This window comes from Bacillus cereus group sp. BfR-BA-01310, from assembly GCF_022664325.1.
GTDB classification, from domain to species: domain Bacteria; phylum Bacillota; class Bacilli; order Bacillales; family Bacillaceae_G; genus Bacillus_A; species Bacillus_A paramycoides.
Map to the genome: position 1 here is coordinate 49,038 of NZ_JAKUHD010000015.1, position 24,676 is coordinate 73,713.

Below are 24,676 nucleotides of genomic sequence, written 5' to 3' on the forward strand. Positions count from 1 at the left end.
TCTTCATAAAGACAATCGTATCTTTACTACGAAAAAGATGCTCCAAGACTGTAATTCATGATTATCCCTGTACTGGTTCACACCAACCACCAGCTCTCTGTTACAGTAAGACTAACCACTACTGTGATCTCTTCATTGCACTTTGTTTATTCAAATGTTTTTGAAATTGAATAAGTATGATTCGTATTATAGAACGCTTTTTAAAATACTGTCAACAACTTTTTATTTATTTTTTAAAAATTCCGCTACCGCCCTATAGTCCCTCTTGTAAATTCCCCATTACAATTCCGATACGAATCATCTCATTTTCAATTAAATTTAATACATGTTTTTCTACTTCATACTGGATTAATAGTTCTTTTATTTGTATGATTTCATTTTCAAGTAAATCAGCTTCTTGACGTGTTTGAAGTAAAATAAAAAACACATTTGCAAACAGCTCTTTATATTCTTTCATACTATCCTTCTTTTCAAGCATCTCAATAAATAACTGTTTCATTTCTTCTTGATTACATTGCCCTTCTACACCTAGAAATTTACTCGAAATAATACAAAGTCCTTTTTCTAAAATTTCATCCATGCATAAAACAATACGTAAAAGCATCATATACTCTCTCGTTGTTATTACGCCCATTTTCGGACGTTCTCTTAAAAATACACTTAGCCACGCTGTCCAAAATTTTTGTTGTTCCTTTCCGCTTAACGTTTTTACGTAGTAGCATACATACTGCATAAATTTAATTTTATTATTTTCGTTTACTTGCATTAAAAGTGGATACAACCAATCTGTTTTTTGCTCCCAATACAGCACACATTTAATAAATACAAAACTAAGCCATTTTAAAAATGCTTCTCTCGTATACGGATGTAGCGCCTCTAAATGCTCTACTGCATATTTAATATATCTCTTCATTTCTGTAAATAGAGGTAAATTAATTTGCGTATAACATAATCCCGCCCACGCATATTTGGTCAGCTCATTTTCTTTCTTTAAATCTAAGTAAGGTAATACATATTTTCGACACCATTGCTTCTCAATATGGTATAAAAACGTAATATCTGCTGTTAAACGAGCTAACATAAAGTTCGTTCTTTCCGAAGAAACCCTTACCTGTTCCTCAAATAAAAATAAATATTCATACACATTGCGATCATATAAGTGATCGTATGCTAACAGTTTTAGTAATACAGCAGTCATCTTCCCCACCGGATGCTGTATAGACTCATTGTAAAACTCTTGTTTTCCAATTTTAAAATCCGTTTCCCCTCTCATAACTTGTGGAAATACTGAAAAAGCAAAGCGCTTTACAACCCGTATACTATTCTCTTCTATCTCTTCTAATCGATTGCTAATTTCATATAAAAAACTACTAATTAACCAATGATAAGTAGTATTTCTAACAAACTTCTGTAATAACGGAATGATCCTTTGAATTTGCTCATTCGTCAAATTCCTATTATTTCGCCATTCTCTAATACAAACAAACCAAACTTCATTACTAATTTCGTGCACGCCTACTAGTTGATAAGCAAACGAAATACTCCACTCTACATTTAATTTACATGCTTTTGATAACATCTCTAAAAAATGGCGTTGCTCAAAAACACCATCTTGAGAAAACTGCCGAACTTGCTTCATTATTTCATCGTCTTTCAGCTGTAGTAATCCGTCTGCTGTTACATTACACGTAATGCTTTGTTCAATAGACTCTTTCTTTGGAACACTGTATCGATCAGAAGAAAAATGAGGGTGCTTCTGTTTCATTAATTCATATCCTTCTATCGTGCATCGACTATTCGAATCGCATGCAAATAATGAATCTAAAACGAGACAAGCATCAAACGCCCTCTCTTCTGCAAGATGTTCTAATACATTTTGAATAATTTCTTCTTTTGTTTCTTCTAAAGCGTCAGCATAATAAATCTTTAAAAGTTGAAACACTTCATGTTTATATGTGAAATCTAAAAGAAGGCCTTCATATAGTAACCACTTTAATTTGACATCCGCAGTAACGAATACATTTTTACTCATTGCTTCAATCGCAATTCGCTTTTGAAGTACACTATCTGTTTCTATCATTTCTGTAATATAATAATTCGCTTTTTTCTCATTGTTTTCACATAAATATGTAAGACATTCTTTTACAATTTGAATTAAAAATGTAAAATCATTTTGCTGTAACTCTTGCTCTGAAATTTCTCTATCTCTTTTTTTCAGTGCATTTTGTCTTAATGACAATAATTGTATCTTTTCTAATCCCATAACCATAATCGGAGCGGCATAGTAAGAGATATGTGGTCTCATTTTCTCCTTCCAAATTCGCTCTACATGAGAAAAAATAGGCACCGACAAACGACTCGATTCCTCAAGTTCTATCGATTCTTGCGTATCATTTCCCCATTTTCTTACACGCTTCAATTTCAGTTTTCCGTCCAAAATAAACGTTAACAACAACAAGCCAATTTCTTTATGTTCAGGGAAAGAACATTTTTGCAATAAGTATGAAATCATTTCAATAGAGCTACTATCTTTTTCTGCCGTTTCTAATACAAGCAATGTCCATTTTGCAAACAACAAAGGGTCCATCGTTTCTTTCGTTTCGTTCAAGTAAGTACAAATTGTTCGCCATAATAACGGGGATATTTTAGAATGATTTTTAAAAATCAATTGAAATAGTTCTTTTTGATGGCTAAAAAGAAATTGCTCCACTAACCATTCCGCAAGTAACTCATCTACTTCATCATAATTTGGCGTAAGCAAAAATAAATTTCTTAGTTTCCCCTCTGCTTCAAGCCATTCCACCCATTCATACTCACGTGCAAATTCAACAAAGTACCGAACTGTTTCTATTTTTTTTATTGACTGTTTTACATACGATAATTGCTCCTGCTCTACTGATGGAGGAACTGTTACAATATCACGAATACGCATTCTTTTTGTAATATAATTATCACCCATTAATTCCGCCCATCGCTTGACCGCTTTCACAAGTGATTGGTGATTATTTGCTTTATTTGGATACACAATTGGTCTTATCCCTAAATGCTCCCAATGGTATGTATTATCACCTTGTGCGACGAAAGCATAACGCCTTGTACTCGGTGGTAAACCTGTTGCTAAATATTTCATTACTGGGTCATTATGACTATACCCAACGAATAAAACGGTGTAATTTGAGAATAGATCCACTAAAAATCGTCTCGCCCAACCTTCCGTTAAGTAAGCCCTTCCAAAATCACCATCTGTTAAAATTAAAGCTTCTTTCTCCTGTTCTATATTTCCATGTATGTAAGCCAATCCTTTAAACGCTCTCCCTGTCGGTAAAGCAGGTGCATAATAAATATTCAGCTCTCTATTCATTTCAGCAATTACAGACGTAAAATGTTGATCAAAGTTTGTCGTTACAATTCGAACATCCGTATCTAATGGAAACAACCTTGGAATGGCATAATGTAATGGGTTCGGTTTTGATTTTTCTATATTAACGAGATCTCTTGCAACTTGATGCACATCTTTCGTTTTCGCAATTTTACCAAGATAATAATCGTGGGGTTCTGTCATCTCACGCTTTTCGACATATAAAGCTTTCGAAATTTCATCAACTAAATCATCGAAATTCGGTAAGTTTGATTTCCCCTTCATAGAAACTCCTGCTCCAACGAATAATACTAACTTCCCTTGTTCAAGGTGATCGATTAACTCATCTGGAATTTCTACTTCTGAAGTAATCCACATTTGGATTCCCCCTTACCTAAAAATGTCATACGCTCTCATTTTACTATAACATTTTTTCGTTATTTTTTTAATATTTAGACAAAAATCAAACATGAAAAAGTTTTATATAAATTAAACCGTTACAATGTATGAACTCCTGAATTTATTGTAAAACTATGTATAAATCGGAGGTGTAAATATTGAATGATTTTACTGTAATAGTAATCAAATTTATATCGTGTATCATCGCTTTTAGTATCGGATTAGCTTTATTTTTCCCAGCAACGCTCGTCCAAATTATTTCTTTTAGTCTATTTGTAACAATCGTTTCTTATACGTTTGTTAATAAAATTATTTTAAATCGAATTGGCGATTCTGCTGCCATTATGACAAACTTTTTACTAACGTATTTAAGCGTTTGGATTTTCGGTAATATATTATTAGACAACTACATGCAAATTGCATGGGGTAGTATCCTTTCTGCTATCGTCTTTACATTATCAGAAGTAATCGTCCATCGTTTTTCACATTCACGCACGCGTCATAACAACGATAATATTCGTATTAATCGCAGATTTGCATATGGTACAGAGTTCGCTGAAGAGCAAAATATATTAGATAAAGATAAGAAGAAATAACATTTTGGTGAAGGAGCTCCCTTTTTGATAAAGTGGTGCTCCTTTTTTTTGTACAATCATTTCGGTACATGAAATTACACCGGCGATTTTTTAGATAGATCGGTTCTCCGACATTATTCGACAACTTGTCTTTCAATAAAAAAAGCTGCCTCCCATTCAGAGACAGCAACTTCTGTAATTACGCTTCTACTTTTAAATCTTTTAACGTAATAACATCCGCAAATGATCCAAGCACTACGTTATGATGTTTCACAATATCTTCAGCACGTAATACATCTGTATCAAACGTGCTATGGGCATCACTTACTAACGTTACTTTATATCCTTCACTAAACGCTCTACGCGTTGTTGTATCAACACAATACTGTGTTTGCATTCCTGAAATAATAACATGTTCAATTCCTTTTTCTTGTAAAACTTCGTTCAAGTTCGTCTTATTAAATGAATCGGGTGTTGTCTTTTCAACAATACTATCACCCTCTTGCGGAGCTATCGCCGCATGTACTTTCCAACCATCTGTCCCCTTTTCTAACGGATGATCTTTTGGCCCGTTATGTTGCACATAAATAACCGGAATACTATTCGAACGACATTCTTGAATAAGTCCTTGCAACGTTTCTAATAACTTTTCCCCATTATGTACTGGCATTCCCGCTGTATACATACCCGCTTGTACATCAATAACTATTAATGCTTTTTTCATTTCACACAGCTCCCTTTATTTTTATTATATTCCACCATCCAACAATCTTCTAATTTCCCCTCATGTAATTCATGTTCTTTTAGTACTTTCACCTTTCTAAACCCGCATTTTTCATAACAGCTTATCGCACGTACATTATTTACTCTAGGGTCCATCGCTATCGCTTCCACACCTATTTTCTCCATAATGTATGTAATTGCTGCTTGAACGAGATCAGTTCCAATTCCTTTTCCCCAATACGCTGGTTCACCGATGAATTGGTCCATGCCCCATACATTTTGTGATTCTTCATATCCATATAAAGCTTTCCATTCGGAATCAACAGGGTACATTTGTATGTAACCAATCGGCATTTCATCAAATTCTACTAAACATCTTTTTTCATTACTGTTTGGGTTATGTATAAAATGATCGAGTACCTTTTCTACAGATTGCGGATTATCTCTTCCTTCGTAATACTGTAAAACTTCTGGATCTGTTAACCATTTAGAGATGATAGATGCATCTTTGTCGTTAACATATCTAACAAATAAATTTCCTTCTTGAAATAGCATGTGACACCTCTATTGTTCATTTATATTTTTTCTTGATGTTAAATCTTTAATTGCACCTATTAATGCGTATGGTAGTAATGTAATGGTAAAAAATGCTGTATACAAGTTGAATTGTGAGGTTTTATACGGAGCAAATGTTTCTGTAAAGAACTTTGAGTTTGCAATTCTTTCAAATAATCCCCCTTTGTTATTCATCATATTGATTATACAATTAATTGTATTTACCTTCCATAAACTCTTAAATTATGTAACTTTCAAATAAAGTTTGAGCAAAATTCAGCTACTAAATTGATTTTTCAGCCAAAGAAACCCAAACATTTCGAAAAAATATTTTTCAAAGTGTTTGGGTTGTTTATTGTTAGTGAATAATTTGTTATTAATTTAATAAAAATTAATAACTATTTTATATACACAACGATTTGACTCTTCTGTAAATAATTAGATTTACACTTCAAATTAGCATCTTACTTATTTAATAACTTCTAATCCACCCATGTATGGACGTAATACTTCTGGGATAATAACTGTGCCATCTTTTTGTTGGTAGTTCTCTAAAATAGCTGCTACTGTACGACCTATAGCTAATCCAGAACCATTTAATGTATGTACAAATTCTGGTTTAGCACCTTGTGTACGACGGAAACGTATACTTGCACGACGCGCTTGGAAATCTTCACAGTTTGAGCAAGAAGAAATTTCACGATATATCCCATAGCTAGGTAACCAAACTTCAATATCATATGTTTTCGCAGCTGGAAATGCCATATCAGCTGTGCATAATACGATTACTCGATAAGGTAATTGTAATAATTGTAGTACTCTTTCAGCATTTGCTGTTAATTTTTCTAACTCGTCGTATGATTCTTCTGGCTTTGTATATTTAACCATTTCAACTTTACTAAATTGGTGCTGACGAATAAGTCCTCTCGTATCACGTCCTGCACTACCAGCTTCAGAACGGAAACATGGCGTATGAGCGGTAAAATTAATAGGTAAATCTTCACCATTTAAAATTTCATCACGATAATAGTTTGCTAATGGCACTTCCGCCGTTGGAATTAAAGAGTAATCTGTGTCTTTTAATGTAAATACATCCTCCTTAAATTTCGGGAATTGTCCTGTTCCTAATAAACTATCGCTATTTACGATAAATGGTGGAATCACTTCCGTATACCCATGTTCTTCAACATGTAAATCTAACATAAAGTTAGCTATTGCTCGCTCTAAACGTGCTCCCAAGCCATTGTAATATACGAAGCGACTTCCTGTTACTTTTGCTGCCCGTTCAAAATCTAGTAATCCTAATTTCTCAGCAACTTCCCAATGTGGTTTTGCTTCAAATGAAAATTCGTTTATTTCTCCCCACTTACGTATTTCAACATTATCATCTTCTGATACTCCAATAGGCACTGCTTCATTAGGGATATTTGGTAATGCCAATAATATAGAATTCAATCCCTCTTCTACATTGCGTAACTCATCATCTAACGTTTTAATCTTGTCGCCTACTTCACGCATTTCACTAATAAGTTCATTAGCACCTTGTTTTTCACGCTTTAACTTCGCAATTAGCTCAGATACCTCGTTACGTTTACTTTTTAATTCTTCAACTCCTACTAACAATTCACGACGCCTTTGATCCAATTCTTCAAATTTATCTAATTCAAGAAACTCTACGCCGCGATTAATCAATTTTTTCTTTACTTCTTCAAAATTAGCACGTAATACTTTTACATCTAACATGTCTTATCTCTCCTTTAATAAATGAATAATGCCATCTTCTTCGTTCACGTTAAACTTTTAAGGTAGGGAATTTTACTAAAAAAACACAAAAAACTCCCGTCCCTATAAAAGGGACGAGAGTTAACCCGCGTTGCCACCCTAGTTAAAAGCGCAGAAAATATACGCCTTCCACTTAAAATATTAACGGCTTTTAGCCGGAAACGATTACTAACTTCATATTTTGAAGTGTTCCACATTTCGCTCAAGGACGGATTCACAAGCTCTTTCTATCGGTTCACACCACCCACCGACTCTCTAAAAGAAAAGATACCTGTTACTATTTCCTTTCATCGTTTTCAAACAATATAAATTTTAATTATCATTACTTTACAATAATTCTGTTTACTTATCAAGGAATTATTGCATCTTTAAAATAAAGAGTTCATATAATCAAACCACAAATACACTGGAGGTTTTTTACGATGATTTTACATATTCGTTTTATCTTAAAAATCCCCAAATCAAATCACAATAAGAGCTTATACTGTTCAACTCAAATTTAATATCATAAACTATTACTTAACCAAATAAGAAATTTTCCATATAAAGATATTTTTACAAAAACTAAAACAATCTGGAGATGAGACTTTGAAATCAACATTAATCATTCTTCGAGGAAACTCCGCAAGTGGCAAGACAACAATCGCAAAAGAACTGCAAGAACATTTCGGTCAAGGTACACTATTAGTCTCTCAAGATGTTGTGCGTAGAGATATGTTAAAAGTCCATGACACTATGGGCAATCTATCTCATGATTTAATTTCTGAGATTACGAAGTACGGAAAAGGAAAATGCGAATTTGTTATTTTAGAAGGTATACTAAACAGTCGTAGGTACGGTGATATGTTAAAAGAATTAATACATTATTTTGAAGGAAACGCTTATACATATTATTTTGACTTATCACTTGAAGAAACGATTAGACGGCATAATACGAGAGAAAAACGACTTGAATTTGGAGAAGATTTATTAAGTAAATGGTATAACCCGCACGATACAATTGAAGTTGATAGAGAAACTGTCTTTACAGATGATTTTACGCAAAAAGGCATATTTCATGCGATTGTTAATGATGTGACGCAACAAAAATAAGACTGACTCATCATGTCAGTCTTACTTTATTATGTTCCTTGTATTTCAGTTTTCATAACTGAACACTCTTTACATAAGTAAAAATATATCTTCATTTCACCAAACCGAGAATCAACTACTGAAATAAGTTCCCGTTCTTCAAGATCTTGTGTAATTGTAGCAACATATTTCATCTCTTTAGAACAAGTGGGACATCCTAAATCTTCTGGAACATCATCGTATAAAGGCACTCCTAACAATCTACATACATATTCCGAACCGAATAAGTCAAAGGCTTCCCAATAACTGTCTTCATCAGTAGGTATATCTTCATTTTTCATATTCGTTAGCTTTACATTAACTCAGTAGGTCCGTGTTTTGCTAGATGTTCATCCTTAACAGTTTTATAAAGTTTTGAGCGTTTTTTGATAGGTAATGATTCTTCAGCCATATTAAGCTCGCGGATGCAGATAGCTCTGCATCTGTAATTTTGAAAGCCTGGATATTGTAGTTTTTGTATTGCTTAATTACAGTTTCTGGTACAATAGCTTCTCCAAAATTACCTGCGACTAACTCTAATAAAAGTGAGATGTCAGAGCATTCGGCAATAATATTCGGATGTAGTTGCGCTTTTGAAAATGCCTCTAAAATCATATAATAAACTCCCAATCCTTCTGTACTCGGTATTATTAGAGGGCAGTTTTGAATTTTAGCAAGCGTAACTTGATGATTAAAAGGGTGCTTTTTATTTGAAGTAATAAAGTAAAAAGGTTCTGTATAAAGATGGATAGTTGAAAAATCATCTAACTCGAGCGGTAATCGTATAATCGCCAGCTCTACAATCCTGTCTCTCACTAATTGACAAAGATGAGATGACTCATTTTGATGAACTTTATATGTAACCTTAGGATATTTTTTGTGAAATTGGTTAAGTAATTCAGGTAATCCGTCTACTGAAAAAGTATTGATACCTATCGTTAGTCTTCCGCTTACCCCGTTTCCGACCTCCTTTACTTCCATTTTGGCTTCTTCCATTAAATGAGTCATTTGTAGTGCATATTTATATAAGGCTTTTCCTGCTTCCGTCACTTCTAAAAATTTCCCAGTTCTCTCTATTAATTTCGTTCCTAATTCCTCTTCCATTGCTTTTAGATGCTGGCTTAGCGGCGGCTGGGAGATATGAAGTCTTTCAGCAGCAGCAGAAATTTTTCTTTCTTCTACAATTGCTATGAAATATCGCATTTGTCTAATATCCATAAATGGAAAAAACCCCCTTATTATATGAAAACCTTTAGTAAAATTAATTTTTTTTATATTTTTCATATACCAAATTCTAAGATATCATAATTTTAGATGAAAAGAAATTTCCCGTAGTAGCCTTAAAAAACGATGCACTTTTAAGCAAAAAAATTTACAGAGGTTAGTTAGAGCATCTAGATAGGTTAATAAAAGCTTTTCTCGCGGGAAATCTTCATTTTCAAGTCAATTAGAACTAATTTCTATTGGTACTTGGAAAAAATAAATATTTTATATGAAGGTGAAACAATATGGAGAAACAACGTTTTTACAGCGCATTAAGCATCTTTCAGTGGTTCTTTTTCCTGCTGGCCACTTCTGTTGCATTGCCAATCGTAATCGGGGGAGTATTTCATTTATCAATCGAGGAAATATCCGATTTGATGCAACGAACTTTTTTTGTGGTGGGCATTAGCTCTTTTATACAAGGATGTTTCGGACATCGCTATCCGATCGCTGACGGACCTGCAGGTTCATGGGTCAGTGTATTTGTCATCTTAGCGGGTATGGCGACCCAGCAGGGAGAAAGCATGAAAGAAACATTACAACTTTTAGAAGGTGGTTTGCTAGTTACAGGGTTTTTACTAGTTATTCTTGGCATAACCGGCCTGGTTAATCGGCTGTTGTTTTTGTTTACTCCTTTAGTTACTGGTTCTTTTCTTTTGATTCTGAGTCTTCAACTTAGTGGTGTTTTTTTAGAGGGAATGCTCGGTATACAAGGACAATCCAACCTAGATTATCAAACAGCAGCGATTTCATTTGGCGTATTTGTTCTAGTAATAGTGCTATCAATTAAAGGAAAAGGATGGATGAAAAGTTACTCCGTACTGTTAGGGATTTTATTTGGTTGGTTACTATATTTCTTATTAGGAAAAAGCTCCAACATGATTTCCACACCAGATTCCTTTATTAAATTACCAGACATTTTTGCTTGGGGGACTCCGCAGTTAAATGCTGGAATGGTTATAACCTCAATTATATTTACGTTTATTTTAGTCTCTAATACGATAGCGGCCGTTACGGCTGTTAAACAAGTGGTTCCAGAATCAGGAGAATCCGAAAAACAAATCATTAACCGCGCCAGTTGGGCAGGCGGTATTACACATGTTATATCAGCTCTTTTTTCGACAATTGGAATTGTACCATTGCCAGTATCGGCGGGTTTTATCCGATTAACCGAGCAAAAACGAATAATGCCTTTCCTAGTAGCAAGTTTAGCCTTAGCAGGTATAGCCGTTGTTCCGTCAGTCGTCGACTTCTTAGCTACGCTTCCTGGCCCTGTCGCTTGTGCCGCAAGTTTAGCATCCTTTGTCCAAATGATTGGGATCTCGTTTCAATCCCTTTTGAAAGACGAATTAGATCAACGCCGGCTAACTATATTAGGAATCACATTGCTAATCGGTATTGGATTAATGTTTCTTCCTAAAGCAATATTTAATGGTCTGCCTACTATTTTTCAATATATTTTAAGCAATGGTCTCATTGTTGGGACAATCATCGTAATTGTGCTAGAACAACTATGGAAAACAAAAAACATGAGTGAAAAAAATCATATTTAAAATTTAATTTTTAAAGGGGTGTTTTTTAATGAATCACGAAAAATTCATGAAATTGGCAATTGATTTAGCTTACGAAAATACCAAAAACAAAAAAGGAAAACCATTTGGTGCAGTGCTTGTTAAAGATGGTGAGATTGTTGCGAAGGGAGTAAATGATGTTCTTAAAACACATGATCCCACTGCGCATGCTGAACTTCTAGCTATCCGTCAGGCTTGTCGCATTCTTGGTACGGCTGATCTTTCCGACTGCATACTATATGCAAGTGGAGAGCCCTGCCCGATGTGTTTAAGTGCCATTTACTGGGCGAATCTTCAACATGTTTATTATTCTTATACTGCACAAGAGGAAGAAGAAATTGGATTAGGAACAAAATACGTTTATCAGCAAATAGCTCTTCCAAAGGAACAACGCGACATAAAATTATTAAAACTCGATAAAAATCATCACGAAAAGAATCCTTTTGCTCTTTGGAAAGAAAAGAATAAATAAATTTTATATGTAACAGAATGTGTTTTCTAAGAGAGAACACCACAGAATATAAAAACATCCACTCCTCAAATAAAAAGAGTGGATGTCACTTTTAAATAAAGTCACGGTGTTTATAAAAAAGACGCTATGTTGTGCCCTTTAGATTTGTTTATCTAAGGGGCTGTTTTATAGTGAAAAGAGATCCCAATTCTTTTTCACTATCATAACTTCTACGATCTAGTTATGTGAGAGCGCTATGTAAATTATTTAATTAGGATTATTTATATATTCATTTTACGCTAGTTCTTCATCTTCTTCGTATTGATCTTCTAAATAACTTTTTTCATAGCTAGACACTTCTTCGACTGTATATTCCATTTTGTTATTTATTTTTGAAACAGAAAGAACTAACCGAGCATTTACTGTAAAACTATCATCTATTTCTAATTCTCTAATCAAAAAGCTAATTATTTTCTCTTTTAAGTATAGTATTTACGTTTCCTCCCCCTCTTCCTTATACTAAATAGTTGTCGCAATTCCTGCCAAAAATAAACTTACAATTGCTAAAAATGGCGTTCCGGCTATTGCACATCTTAAGTGAAACATATAGTCTTTATACCCTTTCATTCCTTCTGTACTAGGAATAACAACAAACCTTGGAGTAATCCAGCAAAATATAAGCCAATCGATTATTAATAAATCTACTAAATTGAAAATCATTACAATCCCAAAAGTATGTAAATAGGCCTCAATATACAATAATTTTTCATGGTGATGTAGTATATGTGTAGAAATTACAGGTGTTCCGAAGAGAATAATATTGTAAATAATTCCGAAATAAAACGTTTGTTGTTTTTCATTTATCGATTTTGGCAAAACTACTTTTTGAATATCTTTTGGATAATCATTTAACCAAAGGCGAGGATTATAATATGTAGACCCTAATATCATAATAGACAGTATAAAAGACAAAGAAATGCCGACAATTATCATTTGTTCAATTTGCCCCACAAATGTCCCTCCTTATTTGCAATTTTCACGTACGTAATTCACTTAATTAGACATTGTATGCATGTTATGGCCTAAAAATTATCTAATACCATTATTAAAACTTTTTCGTTACAATTTGATTTTTCCTAACGTCCATTCTTATTTCTTGCAATATGATTGCAAATTTAATAAAGTGAACATCTAATTATTGTTGTTCACCTTCGCTAATTATTTCAGAGTACATATTTTTTAATTTACATAAAGAAAGGATTGGTGAAACGAATGAAAATCGAACATATTGCAATTTGGGTAAATGATTTAGAAATGATGCGTAATTTTTATACGAAGTATTTCAACGGCAAACCAAACTCTTTATATCATAATGAAGCAAAACAATTTGAATCATATTTTATTACGTTCGCATCCGGAGCGCGCCTTGAAATTATGCGTAAGAAAGGTATAGAAAACGAGCCTAATCTTAATATAACTGGCTATGCACATATAGCTTTCTCTGTTGGAAGTGAAGAACGTGTAAATGAACTAACAAAAAAATTAAAAGAAGCTGGTTATCCTTTATTAAATGGACCACGTTTCACTGGAGATGGCTATTACGAAAGTGTAATAAGCGACCCGGAAGGCAATCAAATAGAGATCACCATTTAACTATCGTTTATCTTTTCTGAAGAACAAATAAAAATTCGTTTGGAGGAATCATATGCATAAACTACATTTCAAAAAATTTGAAGCAACAGATTTTAATCAATACTTCCAGCTCGTATCAAATGAAAGCGTGATGGCACAAATTACAGAGCGTGCTATTCCGTTAGAAGAAGCGCAAAACGACTATGAAAAATTGTTAAGGCGCAATCAAAAACATAAACTGTTTGGGTCTTATAAAGTTTATGACAGTGCAACAAATGAATTTATCGGCCTTGGACATGTAACAGTGAATGAGGATGATTTAAAAGAAGCTGAACTTGGTTATATGTTATTGCCAGAACACTGGGGAAAAAGATATGGTAGTTGTATTGCAAGAGAATTAATTGAAATAGCGAAGCAGACAGAAGTGAATGTACTAAAGGCAATTATCGATCCAAACAATATCCCCTCTCGAAAAATATTAATAAACGTTGGTTTTACATCAGATATAGTTTGTGAGATTGATGGATTACCTGGGGAGATTTTAAATAAATATATTTAACTTTATTTAGTCAATGCTGCATTTGAGATTCATGTAGTATTGACTTTTATTTATTATTTCGATTCATTGATAGGTCCGAAAACCTCATTCTAGGAATAATCACCCTAATGCAAATTCGAACATATCAATATTCGCCACTTAGGATCAAGAAGAAGGTGCTGCCGCAAAGTATTCCACCCTTTTAATAGTCCAAAATGAAAGTTATAGTTTATATTTCTGGCAAAAAAATGAACGATTCTTTCTGTAATTTTCACAGGAAAAATCGTTCATTTTTTATGTTGGAAATAATTCATTTCTTTTGCGTAATAGTGATTTAGTTTCGCACCTTCCCATCACCTTACATAAAGCAAGTGAACACGAAAGCCGGTGGAATATTCCAGTTTATTTTCTTCACCTCAATATTTGCAAAAAAAGAACGGAAAAATTGTTGTTTAAAGCGTGTATATTGGAAAGTAATAAATTTTCCTTCTTCCCTTAATACTTCTTTTGTTACCTGTAATATCTTTGTAGAAGTATCAAGGGATAAACTGGTAAATGGCAATCCTGAAATAATATAATCCACTTGGTTAATTTTATATTTCTGAACGTACTTTTCCGTATATTCGGCAGAGTCATGAATAATGTACACATTTTCCATGTGTGAATATCGCTCATGAAGTATACGGTAAAACCGTGCGTTATTCTCAATGATTAACAATACTGTTTCATTATGTTTATGTTGAATGAGCTGTTCCGTAAACACTCCAGTTCCTGGTCCATACTCAATAATGCATTTTGCTTGTTCAAAATTTATAGGGGCTACCATTTGTTTGGCAAGTTGCTTAGAACTTGACAATACTGCTCCTACAGTTCTTGGGTGTTTTATATATTCACTTAAAAAACGTAGTACATGCATAGTCTTCTTCCTCTTTCCTTGTAGGATACAAGGTATACTCTACTAAAAAAACATTAAAATATGATGAGAAATACATAAGATATTCTTAATGTCCCCCTAAATACAAAAGACACTTAAACGATTAGTCACCAACTTGTTGTTTGTAAAACAAAAACACATAGTATTACAAACAACAAGTCACATATGCTTTAACATGGAGAAACAAGTATAATAGCACCAAATGCTTGTTATTATGACGTTCTTGGCATGTGAGTCATGCTTGTAGAGACTCCATGTCAAACTAATATTGCTCGGCACTTTTATTTTGCAGAAAACGACCAACTTAGGATATCAAATGAAGAGTGTCAATTTTGCTGTATTTTCTATTCTATTCCGCAATCAAAGAAAGGATATAGTTTTTTAACTGTATTTGTTAAATAAAAAAGACACTTTAGAAATTTCTTTTTTTCATCTTTTTTTAATGTTTTTTTCATCCTAATTTCATCTGAATCTCATTCTTATTAGTTACACTCTGTTTATACATAAATAACTAGTAAGGAGGAATCAAACATGAAATATTATGAGAAGGATCAGGATAAGAATAGAGAAAATCCATCTATTTCTAATGAAGTCGCTCCCGTTGCATCACGAGGCTGGCAGATGCTGAACAAGGTTCCAGAAGTTACGATTTTCTTCTGGATTATCAAAATCATGGCAACTACAGTGGGCGAAACAGGCGCAGACTTCTTAAATACAAACTTGAACTTTGGCTTGACTAAAACGACCTTTGTTATGAGTGCTCTCTTGTTCATCACACTAGTATTCCAGTTCAGATTGAAGAAGTATGTTCCAGGGATTTACTGGCTCACTGTCTTGCTGATTAGTGTTGTTGGTACGCTGGTCACCGACAATCTTACGGACAACTTCGGGGTCGCTCTTGAGACGACCACCATCGTTTTCACCATGGTCTTACTGGCAACTTTTGCTGCTTGGTATGTGAGTGAGAAGACACTGTCCATTCACTCTATTTACACAACAAAGCGAGAAGCATTCTACTGGTTGGCTATCCTGTTCACCTTCGCCTTAGGTACTGCAGCTGGTGATCTCGTAGCAGAGAGTCTCAACTTAGGTTACTGGATTTCAGCGCTCATATTTGCCGCATTAATTGGGGCTGTAACCGTCGCTTACTACCGCTTCAAATTAAATGCAGTGTTGGCCTTTTGGATCGCTTATATATTAACTCGTCCTTTCGGCGCCTCTTTTGGCGACTATCTATCACAGCCTCACGATGCTGGTGGTCTTGGTCTCGGTACCGTGGGAACAAGCGTAATTTTCCTCGCAACAATCTTGAGCTTAGTTATTTATTTGACCAAGACGAAAAAAGACGTGAACCCGAGCATAAATTAATATATTTTATCTAAACCTTAAAATAGGTGACATGATTTCCTAATCATTAGTACAAAATTTCAGCCAAAAGAAAATGAAAAGGCAATACTACGTTTAAACTAACGGTAGTATTGCCTTTATATAAAACAAATCATTATTCCCTTATTTCGTCTACTATACTTTGAATTAAAGAAATAAGAGCTTGCTTTGTATCCTCATCTGTAACTTTTGCATCATCACTAAATTTAGTACGCACAGATGGGATTAATACCGAACCATTTTGAACGACAACTGTATCAATCATACCCAGTGTAAGTAACAAAGATTCATGGGCTTTATCCCCTCCCGTAATTGACGGTGAAGCTGTTATGATAGCCACTGGTTTTTTATATAGTTCCGCTGATGAAACAAGCCATTCTAATGCATTTTTTAAAACTCCTGGTATGCCTTTTGCGTACTCTGGTGTACAAATAATAAGTGCATGTGATTCACTTAATGTCTTTCGAAACTCTTCAACAACAACCGGTGCTCCCACTCGATCTACATCCGGATTGAAATGAGGAAGTTCCTCTATTCCTTTATAAATGGTGTAATCTACTCCATCTGGAATAAATGCTGCTAAAGCTTTTAATACGTTTGTGTTGGATGATTTTTCCCTAATACTGCCTGAAATCGCTATGATTTTTTTGTGTTTACTCATATGATCCCCTCCTACGAATACTATATTTTTGTAACCAAAGAAAAATCAAAAATATTGAACTATTTAGTTAGGTGTACATACTCCAATTTTGTTTACATAATAATATTATGCAATAAAACTAACCTATTAACGAAATTGTACCTTTTTTCCTACTTACATACATACCAACTACATTACAAATGAGCGCTAAAGTAAAAATAACTGAACCCATTAAAAATGTTTTATCAAAACTATATACAATTCCTTGTTTATATTGTTGCTTCATTTTCTCGTAAAGCTTATTCGCCTCTTCAGACTTTAACATGCTGTTTTGATTTTTATCAATTCCTTTCATCGCTTGCAACACTTGTTCTCTTTCTATATTTGTTAAATTACTTTTTTCAATCACAGTTATTACTTCCCTATCTACTTTTTCTTTTTCAACTAACAATTGATGATTCAAAAACATGACCAGTATTGCTACCCCTACAATACTTCCGACCGTTCTAGAGATATTACATACACTTGAAGCAACACCTGATTTTTCACCCGGCACACTTAAAACCGCAATTGTTGTATACGGTGCTAAAGTGCAACCTGTTCCAATTCCAACGATCACTAATCGCCATATATAATCCCATGTAGTAAAGTTTGAATCTATCTGACTAAATAAATACGAAGTTATGATAAAAGCAATCATCCCTATACTACCTATTAATACACTACCTCGTTTTGCTGCGATTGGTGTTACTACTCCAGTAACAATCATTGAAACAATGGCTAAAGTGCTAATAATTAAACCTGACTGTAGTTCGGACATTCCTTCTACTTGAACAAAATAAAAAGCAAGTATAAATAAAAAATTCATTAACCCCATCCCAACGAAAAATAAGGAAAGGTTTGAAATTGAAAACTCTTTATATGAAAACAACTTTAAAGGTAACATTGGATTATTACTTTTCTTTTCGATAATGAAAAATAATATAAAACCTATTAATGAAAGCATAAAAAGAAGAATTAAGCTTATCGTGCTTAAATGATTTGTATTTACTTGTATGAGTGCATATACAAGTAAGCATAGTGCAGATGCAGAAGTAATCATACCCGCCCAATCTATTTTAGAGCTTGCAGTATGATCATACGATTCTTTAATACAAAGAATCACGAAGATTAAAGATAATATACCAACTGGGACATTAATAAAAAACACCCAGCTCCAATTCAATTTATCAGTTAAAACACCACCAAGTGAAGGCCCAATTGCCGCTGCTAATCCTCCGAAAGCTCCCATAATACCACCTATCATACCTTGTTTCTCTTTCGGTACTAACTTAAGACCAAGAGGCATAGCAACTGGTACGATAATTGCTGCTGAGATTCCCTGTATTATCCTAAAAGCTACTAATGTATGAAAAGAAGTGGCAATACCACACATAAGCGAACTAATAGAAAACCCTAATAAACCGATAATATACAGCTTCTTGCGACCAAACTGGTCCGCAAGACGTGCTGCAATTAATAAACACGATACAAAGGCAACATTATAACTATTAGCAATCCAAGAAATGGTATCAATTGACGTATGAAATGTCTTTGTCATTTCTGGTAATGCGATATTCACAATGTTTGAATCTAAAATTGCCATAAAAAAACCTGCAATTAATGCAATTAATGCAAATGTATTCCGCAATTCCCCCACCCCTATTCGTTTTCTTTATTTAAAATCCCATTCATAAATAAATTTACACAAGTCTCTATATACTCTTCTAACTGAATTTCTTCTTCCGCTATACTAACATTCATAATGTATAAAAACAGTTGTCCGTAAAACATATTCGCTATTAAACGGTAGTTACAAGAAGAAATATGCCCCTTCTCTCCAAGCTGCTTTAAATAGGCTTCTAAATGATTCACTAAATGTGAATTTAACTCATGTAGTAATGTTTTCATTTCACTATTTTGTCTTGATTCTATTAACGCAGCCCAAATATAATTTAGCTTTGGCAAATTGATTTGAATATATGTTTCTGCCACTTTCGTAAGGTCCTTATGTAAATCACCAGTAAATTGCTCTTCTATTTCCTCTAATAAAGCAACTGGTGTTGTTCGTAAAATAATACTTTCTCTAAATAAATTTTCCTTATTTTTAAAATTACGAAATATAGTTAACTCGCTTACCCCCGCTTTTTCTGCCACTTCACGAATTGTTGTCGCTGTATACCCCTTTTCACCAAATAATAAAGTAGCAGCTTCCATAACTTTTTCTCGCGCTGTTAATTTCCCCATCTTTATTCCTCCATCCAATATGTAAGTAAGTGATTACTAACATATTATCATAAAATAAAAATGAAAGTAACTACTTACTTTCATTTTTCTGAAATTTCATTATCTATTCAACAACCGAAAGTAAAACTTTCTCAAGCTCTTTTTTAGATAGCATACTATCGTTTATATACACTTGATATGCATTTCTTCCTTCTTTTGCAGGTACCACTATTTTCATAGCCCTTACATGTGACACTTTATGTTCTCCAAATGTAACATCATACCCATTTAGTTTATATTTCTTTATATCTCCAGAAAAATTAGGTCCTCTTTCAGAGGGTTTATCAAATGGTCTGTCAATAAAATAATCTTTATATTCTCCCTCAATGATTTCTAAAAGATGAATTGTAAAACCTAATTCTGCATCTGAAGTATGTGGCTGTTTTTTTACATTACGATTTTCATATCTCATCGTAATAAGCGGCATAGGTTTTCCTAATGTCGCTTCGGCTTTTACCTCTTCAAATACTAGTTGATGTCCAACTGGAATATATGTAGGATGCTTAATCGGAAAACCAGTTATTTTTTCAGCTTGTTCAAATGTATAGGTAAAATGTTGATTTATTCTTTCTTCATATGTATTTAATTGTTCCATTACCTCTTTATCTCTTTTTTCTTCATCAGCATTTAGACGATCGGTAGCTGTATATTGTCTTTTTCCATTCTCTACGACACTTACTTTCTTATAAAAATGGTACGATTCCTGTAATAAAGCAACATACTTTTCAAAGTCCTCTTCTGTAAATATACTTTTAGCAATTTCTATACGTTCCATTACCCCATTATAACCATCCTCAGTCATTCCCATATCTTGCCTTGCTTCTTCTGGTGTCCCAACAATTTTATCCATTAATGTTGTACCTGCAAAAGTACCGGTTGGTATTAGAATCGCCGCAGCTACAAAGCCCAGTAATAACTTTTTCTTCATAGATGTTTTCCTTCTCTTTTTCAATTGCTGGTATTTATGAAAAGAGGCTTGTACTTTATCTTCTAGATTAGGAGACGGCTCTAAATTCTCTGCTTTTCTTTTCAATTCATTCGTTACATATTGTTCAAAATCCATTTATTTCTCCCTCCCTAAAGGTTGGCATATGCTCCATTTCAGTTCTTAATCGTTTTAGCGCTGTATGTAATCGAGATTTCACTGTACCAACTGGGGTTTGAAGAAGCATAGAAATTTCATCCAAGCTATATTCATGGAAGTAACGCATAATAACTACTTCACGATGCTTATAAGATAAATTTTGTACAACTTCTACTAATTCACTTCTTGTTTCCTTATGTAAAATAGCTTCATCCATTATGTAAGACCGATCTTGTTCATACATTTTCTTCTTTTCAAAGATTCGAAATCGTCGCCACGATTTACGACGCCAATCCTGTACTTGTTTGACAACTAGTCCATGTAACCAAAAACGAAATGAACGATTCATATCATAATTTGTTACGGACTTCCACATTTTGATGTACACCTCATTAACTATATCGTCTACATCTTGGTTTTGACTCCCTACTAAAAATACTACTGTTCTATAAATATCTTTACATGTGTACTCATAAATAAACTGAAAGGCTTCTTGGTCCCCGGACTCCATTTTATATAGCCATTCTTTTAATACTACTTCATCCAAAATTACGTTCCCCTCTCATGATCTTTCACACTATATTCGTCCGTTTCTCACAGAAGGTTCATTTTACACAAAATTTTATTTATTACAATAAAAAAATAATATATATTACAGAAAGGAGGATTCGTATAATGAGCAAAGAAGACAAACTTTATGCAGAAAAGGTATTAAAACATCTCTTCATAGGAGCACAAGTTGATGGGGTTCAATTTGGTATTCCTTCAGCAACTATAAAGATTCATTTTACAGATTTTGAGGCTGCAGTTGATTATGATGGGCAATTACATGTCAACATTGAATCGAAATGGTGTTTATTTAATACTCCACCTGAAAAATATCCATCTAATGAGGATGAATTTGACAATTATTCCGAGGAAGAAGAATATAAGAGAATATTTGAAATGAGAAGACAAAAAGTTACAGACATACAACTAGGTAAGGAAACTCCGCATTTAATTATTACATTTGAAAACGAGCAAATCATGTTTATAAATGGTTTTCACAACTATTATGAATGTTGGCAAGCTGGGGTCCAATGTGAGGATTGGCTTGTAGTTGCTGCACCTGGGAATGAAATCGCTACTTGGACTCCTGATGAGTTTAATGAAAAATAAAAATAGCTGATGGAGTGTCTTCCATCAGCCATTTTTATTACGAATATTGGTGATGAAGCCCATGACTATTAGGTTTGCTTTAGCAAAAAGTTCTATCCCCAAGCTTCCAACTAAACCATCTTCCATGCCCTTCTGTTTCCCCAACCGTTTCACAATATTCGTTTCCGTTAATATAATAATCAATATGAAGGTCCCGGTCCCACATGTTGTTATATAGGTGGAATACATCACGATTTGCACCGATTTCTTTAATTTGTTTTTCTAGCGTATGTTTAACATTGTCAGGTATTTGGTTTGCTACATGTGTATGGAAAATACAAATCACCGCATCTTCCCTTATTGGATCTGCAATGGATGGGAGAAGCGCTACACCGTCTCCTTCAATTAATTGTACTGATTTTTCTTTGACAAGTGCTGCTGCTTGATCGAATAGTTCAAGTCTTTCTTTATGTTCTGGCCAAATAAGCGCGCGTAACCATAAATAATCTTCGTCATCATTTAAATCATTCACATGTAAATCTAGTCCGATTCTTTCTACGACAGGTGGACTTTGTTTTAAAAAGGATGGCTTCTTATCTCCTTTTATTTCTGATTGTAAATGAACATTAGACTGTGTGTTTCCAAATACTTCTTCCGTTCCATATGAATAACGATATTGATCCCAAAACAGTTGTAATCCAGAACTTGTACCAATTTCAATTAACGCTAACGGTTTGTTCACTTTATTAAATATGTAACAGAAAATTGGATACAAATAGGCACATCGTCTTACTTCATTCGTTTGAACGAGTTTCGTTTGTAATAAAGTAATTATTTCTTCTCGATATACATGGCAAAAATCTTTAAATTGGTGAAAGGCATTTTCAAAATTTGTATCAGCATCTTCAACTAAACTATAATAATACCTTTTTAAACTGTGTTCTATTCCTTTTAACAATAAATAATGGACTGCACCTAATAATAAGTTTGGGGTTGGTTGACCAGATTGTGCGTAGGAAGCTAACGTAAGAACTTCCTCATCTTCAGAAATTTTTATTGATAAATACTCGTATAAATCACTTGATCCTTTACATTCATTCACAGAAAAATTTCGAAATAAGTTTGCGATTTGTTCTTTTGTAAGCATTGGTATCCCTCCTGCTTTATTTTCAGAATAATCTTACCAATTATTTGTTATTTATTCTATTTCTTCAAATTAGATATCACAAACACAGATTCTTACAAATTTCCAAAGATAAAACATAAAAATAAAAGTATTAGTAAATTTTTTTAAGATAACATCAAACTGGAATTCTTCTCCAAATTCCGCTTTACTACAATGCTTTTTACCCTTATGACAGAAGAATTCTATGAAATAAAACGTTAAATAGTTTAAAATTATCAGATAACACTAGATATTTTAGTCTATTAATTATTATAATAGACTATGAGATGGTTATATAATTGAGACAAAAAAGATAGATTCCTAGGTGGGGCCTAGGCGGTGTTTACTTTTTACGGCTTAGAAATAAAAACACCTTTTCTTTTTTGCCAATATAGGGGATGGAGAGATTATCATGAGCAACATGCAGCAAAAAACAGACGTTATCTTAATTGGCGCTGGAATTATGAGCGCAACGTTAGGATCATTACTGAAAGAATTGGCACCTGAATGGGAAATTAAAGTATTTGAAAAACTCGCAAATGCCGGAGAAGAAAGTTCTAACGAATGGAATAATGCCGGTACAGGACATTCTGCGCTATGTGAGCTTAACTATACATCCGAAAAATCTGACGGATCTATAGATATTGGTAAAGCTGTCAAAGTAAATGAGCAATTTCAACTTTCAAGACAATTTTGGGCGTATCTTGTAAAGAGAAACCTAATTCGTAATCCACAAGATTTTATTATGCCACTGCCTCATATGAGTTTAGTGCAAGGTGAAAAAAATGTAGAGTTTCTAAAAAACCGTTTTGAAGCGCTTTCAAAAAATCCTTTATTCGAAGGAATGGAATTTTCTGATGCACCTGATACATTAAAAAAATGGCTTCCACTCATTATGGAAGGCCGTAACTCTAATGAACCAATGGCTGCAACGAAGATTGATTCTGGAACAGATGTTAATTTCGGTGCGTTAACGCGCATGTTGTTTGATTACTTAAAAACTAAAAATGTCGAGCTAAACTACAAACATAGTGTTGAAAATATTAAACGCACGAAGAACGGTTTGTGGGAAGTAAAAGTTCACGATATGAATAGTGGCAAAATCGAACATCATACTGCGAAGTTTGTCTTTATCGGCGGCGGTGGCGGTAGTCTACCTCTACTTCAAAAGACTGGTATTCCTGAGTCAAAACATATCGGAGGATTCCCAGTAAGTGGACTATTTATGGTATGTAAAAACCAAAAAGTTGTAGAGCAGCATCATGCAAAAGTATACGGAAAAGCTAAAGTTGGTGCTCCACCAATGTCTGTACCTCACCTTGATACAAGATATATAGACAACAAAAAAGCTTTACTGTTTGGACCATTTGCAGGCTTCTCACCTAAATTCTTAAAAACAGGTTCAAATCTTGATTTAATCGGCTCTGTAAAACCGAATAACGTCTTAACGATGTTAGCAGCAGGTGTAAAAGAGATGGGATTAACAAAATACTTAATTCAACAAGTTATGTTATCACACGAAAAACGTATGGAAGAATTACGTGAGTTTATTCCGAACGCGAAAAGTGAAGATTGGGATATTGTAGTTGCTGGACAACGTGTGCAAGTAATTAAAGATACTGATGCTGGTGGTAAAGGAACACTTCAATTTGGTACAGAAGTTGTTAGTGCATCTGACGGATCAATCGCTGCGTTACTTGGTGCTTCTCCAGGTGCTTCTACTGCTGTTCACGTTATGCTTGAAGTATTAGAAAAATGCTTCCCAGAACGTATAGTAGCATGGGAGCCAAAGATAAAAGAAATGATCCCTTCTTATGGCATATCACTAACGGAAAATCCAAGACTGTTCCAGGAACTTCATGCTTCAACAGGACGCACACTTGGGTTAAATGAAAAAGAAGCTGTGCATAATTAATGAATAGATTTTAAAAACGACATAATAAAAACGTCCGATATATTCGGACGTTTTTTTACTTTGTATAACGAAGAAATATAGTGAATGAAATTATATCGGCGATTTTCAAATCATATCGACTTACCGACAAAAA

General features: G+C 33.9%; 22 protein-coding genes, 3 pseudogenes and 2 other annotated features (1 of these 27 running past the window's edge). Of the genes and pseudogenes, 9 read left to right on the forward strand and 16 right to left on the reverse strand.

Annotation, left to right across the window (positions count from 1 at the left end):
• Window positions 1-145 (reverse strand) — a binding site (T-box leader); it reaches 92 nt to the left of the window's first position.
• A 108-nt stretch (window positions 146-253) separates the two neighbouring features.
• Window positions 254-3,736 (reverse strand): DUF4020 domain-containing protein, encoded by a 3,483-nt coding sequence (locus MR109_RS22435; RefSeq protein WP_308197289.1) that lies wholly within the window; start codon window positions 3,734-3,736, stop codon window positions 254-256.
• 179 nt (window positions 3,737-3,915) lie between these two features.
• Between MR109_RS22435 and MR109_RS22440 the strand changes: the two genes are divergently transcribed.
• Window positions 3,916-4,353 carry a YndM family protein gene (locus tag MR109_RS22440; protein WP_242273919.1) on the forward strand — a complete coding sequence of 146 codons (438 nt, stop codon included), beginning with the start codon at window positions 3,916-3,918 and terminating at the stop codon, window positions 4,351-4,353.
• Window positions 4,354-4,531: 178 nt separating this feature from the next.
• Here the strand turns inward: MR109_RS22440 and MR109_RS22445 are convergent, their stop codons facing one another.
• From MR109_RS22445 to serS, 4 genes and pseudogenes are all read right to left on the reverse strand, one after another.
• Window positions 4,532-5,056, reverse strand: a complete 525-nt coding sequence (locus MR109_RS22445) for a cysteine hydrolase family protein (RefSeq protein ID WP_071719242.1) — start codon at window positions 5,054-5,056, stop codon at window positions 4,532-4,534.
• Window positions 5,053-5,610, reverse strand: coding sequence for a GNAT family N-acetyltransferase (locus MR109_RS22450; protein WP_071719241.1), 558 nt, complete (start codon window positions 5,608-5,610; stop codon window positions 5,053-5,055). Before MR109_RS22450 ends, MR109_RS22445 begins: the two co-directional genes overlap by 4 nt.
• A gap of 9 nt (window positions 5,611-5,619) precedes the next feature.
• Window positions 5,620-5,793: pseudogene (locus MR109_RS22455) on the reverse strand (YfzA family protein); the annotation flags it as partial.
• Window positions 5,794-6,078: 285 nt separating this feature from the next.
• Window positions 6,079-7,353: a serine--tRNA ligase gene (gene serS / locus MR109_RS22460; protein ID WP_242273920.1), complete on the reverse strand. Its 1,275-nt coding sequence runs from the start codon at window positions 7,351-7,353 to the stop codon at window positions 6,079-6,081.
• Between the two features lie 106 nt (window positions 7,354-7,459).
• Window positions 7,460-7,692 (reverse strand) — a binding site (T-box leader).
• Between the two features lie 288 nt (window positions 7,693-7,980).
• Here serS and MR109_RS22465 point away from each other — a divergent pair.
• Complete coding sequence (locus tag MR109_RS22465) at window positions 7,981-8,484, forward strand: kinase (RefSeq protein WP_242273921.1); 504 nt, start codon at window positions 7,981-7,983, stop codon at window positions 8,482-8,484.
• 29 nt (window positions 8,485-8,513) lie between these two features.
• On the opposite strand, the pseudogene MR109_RS22470 reads toward MR109_RS22465, so the two are convergent.
• Window positions 8,514-8,822: pseudogene (locus MR109_RS22470) on the reverse strand (hypothetical protein); the annotation flags it as partial.
• Between the two features lie 22 nt (window positions 8,823-8,844).
• Complete coding sequence (locus tag MR109_RS22475) at window positions 8,845-9,720, reverse strand: LysR family transcriptional regulator (protein ID WP_242273922.1); 876 nt, start codon at window positions 9,718-9,720, stop codon at window positions 8,845-8,847.
• 290 nt (window positions 9,721-10,010) lie between these two features.
• On the opposite strand from MR109_RS22475, the gene MR109_RS22480 reads away from it, so the two are divergent.
• Together MR109_RS22480 and MR109_RS22485 are read left to right on the forward strand one after the other, a co-directional pair.
• Window positions 10,011-11,318: a purine/pyrimidine permease gene (locus MR109_RS22480; RefSeq protein WP_242273924.1), complete on the forward strand. Its 1,308-nt coding sequence runs from the start codon at window positions 10,011-10,013 to the stop codon at window positions 11,316-11,318.
• Window positions 11,319-11,346: 28 nt separating this feature from the next.
• Entirely contained in the window at window positions 11,347-11,808 is a 462-nt protein-coding gene (locus tag MR109_RS22485; protein WP_242273925.1) for a nucleoside deaminase, read from the forward strand.
• Between the two features lie 219 nt (window positions 11,809-12,027).
• Here the strand turns inward: MR109_RS22485 and MR109_RS30260 are convergent.
• Both MR109_RS30260 and MR109_RS22495 read right to left on the reverse strand, forming a co-directional pair.
• Window positions 12,028-12,255: pseudogene (locus MR109_RS30260) on the reverse strand (GNAT family N-acetyltransferase); the annotation flags it as partial.
• A gap of 51 nt (window positions 12,256-12,306) precedes the next feature.
• Window positions 12,307-12,798 carry a nitroreductase gene (locus tag MR109_RS22495; RefSeq protein WP_242273928.1) on the reverse strand — a complete coding sequence of 164 codons (492 nt, stop codon included), beginning with the start codon at window positions 12,796-12,798 and terminating at the stop codon, window positions 12,307-12,309.
• Between the two features lie 261 nt (window positions 12,799-13,059).
• Here MR109_RS22495 and MR109_RS22500 point away from each other — a divergent pair, with 261 nt between their 5' ends.
• Both MR109_RS22500 and MR109_RS22505 read left to right on the forward strand, forming a co-directional pair.
• Window positions 13,060-13,440: a VOC family protein gene (locus MR109_RS22500; protein WP_098474507.1), complete on the forward strand. Its 381-nt coding sequence runs from the start codon at window positions 13,060-13,062 to the stop codon at window positions 13,438-13,440.
• 52 nt (window positions 13,441-13,492) lie between these two features.
• Window positions 13,493-13,978: a GNAT family N-acetyltransferase gene (locus tag MR109_RS22505; protein WP_098474508.1), complete on the forward strand. Its 486-nt coding sequence runs from the start codon at window positions 13,493-13,495 to the stop codon at window positions 13,976-13,978.
• Between the two features lie 337 nt (window positions 13,979-14,315).
• Here MR109_RS22505 and MR109_RS22510 read toward each other — a convergent pair whose 3' ends face one another.
• The gene (locus MR109_RS22510; RefSeq protein ID WP_002172441.1) at window positions 14,316-14,873 is read right to left on the reverse strand and encodes a class I SAM-dependent methyltransferase; all 558 of its coding nucleotides are present in this window, start codon (window positions 14,871-14,873) and stop codon (window positions 14,316-14,318) included.
• Window positions 14,874-15,422: 549 nt separating this feature from the next.
• Between MR109_RS22510 and MR109_RS22515 the strand changes: the two genes are divergently transcribed.
• The gene (locus MR109_RS22515) at window positions 15,423-16,259 is read left to right on the forward strand and encodes a COG4705 family protein (protein ID WP_242273930.1); all 837 of its coding nucleotides are present in this window, start codon (window positions 15,423-15,425) and stop codon (window positions 16,257-16,259) included.
• 133 nt (window positions 16,260-16,392) lie between these two features.
• On the opposite strand, the gene MR109_RS22520 is transcribed toward MR109_RS22515, so the two are convergent.
• The 5 genes from MR109_RS22520 to MR109_RS22540 form a co-directional block, all read right to left on the reverse strand.
• Entirely contained in the window at window positions 16,393-16,938 is a 546-nt protein-coding gene (locus MR109_RS22520; RefSeq protein WP_242273931.1) for an NADPH-dependent FMN reductase, read from the reverse strand.
• Between the two features lie 118 nt (window positions 16,939-17,056).
• Complete coding sequence (locus MR109_RS22525; protein WP_242273933.1) at window positions 17,057-18,607, reverse strand: MFS transporter; 1,551 nt, start codon at window positions 18,605-18,607, stop codon at window positions 17,057-17,059.
• Window positions 18,608-18,618: 11 nt separating this feature from the next.
• Window positions 18,619-19,203, reverse strand: coding sequence for a TetR/AcrR family transcriptional regulator (locus MR109_RS22530; RefSeq protein WP_242273934.1), 585 nt, complete (start codon window positions 19,201-19,203; stop codon window positions 18,619-18,621).
• Window positions 19,204-19,306: 103 nt separating this feature from the next.
• On the reverse strand, window positions 19,307-20,305 hold the full coding sequence (locus MR109_RS22535) for a hypothetical protein (RefSeq protein ID WP_242273935.1): 999 nt from the start codon (window positions 20,303-20,305) through the stop codon (window positions 19,307-19,309).
• Window positions 20,295-20,873 (reverse strand): sigma-70 family RNA polymerase sigma factor, encoded by a 579-nt coding sequence (locus MR109_RS22540; RefSeq protein ID WP_071719228.1) that lies wholly within the window; start codon window positions 20,871-20,873, stop codon window positions 20,295-20,297. The genes MR109_RS22535 and MR109_RS22540 overlap by 11 nt, the downstream gene beginning before the upstream one ends.
• Window positions 20,874-21,001: 128 nt before the next feature.
• Here MR109_RS22540 and MR109_RS22545 point away from each other — a divergent pair, with 128 nt between their 5' ends.
• Window positions 21,002-21,484 carry a hypothetical protein gene (locus MR109_RS22545; protein ID WP_242273936.1) on the forward strand — a complete coding sequence of 161 codons (483 nt, stop codon included), beginning with the start codon at window positions 21,002-21,004 and terminating at the stop codon, window positions 21,482-21,484.
• A 79-nt stretch (window positions 21,485-21,563) separates the two neighbouring features.
• On the opposite strand, the gene MR109_RS22550 is transcribed toward MR109_RS22545, so the two are convergent.
• Window positions 21,564-22,610 (reverse strand): DUF2332 domain-containing protein, encoded by a 1,047-nt coding sequence (locus tag MR109_RS22550; RefSeq protein WP_242273937.1) that lies wholly within the window; start codon window positions 22,608-22,610, stop codon window positions 21,564-21,566.
• 430 nt (window positions 22,611-23,040) lie between these two features.
• On the opposite strand from MR109_RS22550, the gene MR109_RS22555 reads away from it, so the two are divergent.
• Window positions 23,041-24,543, forward strand: coding sequence for a malate:quinone oxidoreductase (locus MR109_RS22555; RefSeq protein WP_242273938.1), 1,503 nt, complete (start codon window positions 23,041-23,043; stop codon window positions 24,541-24,543).
• Window positions 24,544-24,676 lie beyond the last annotated feature (133 nt).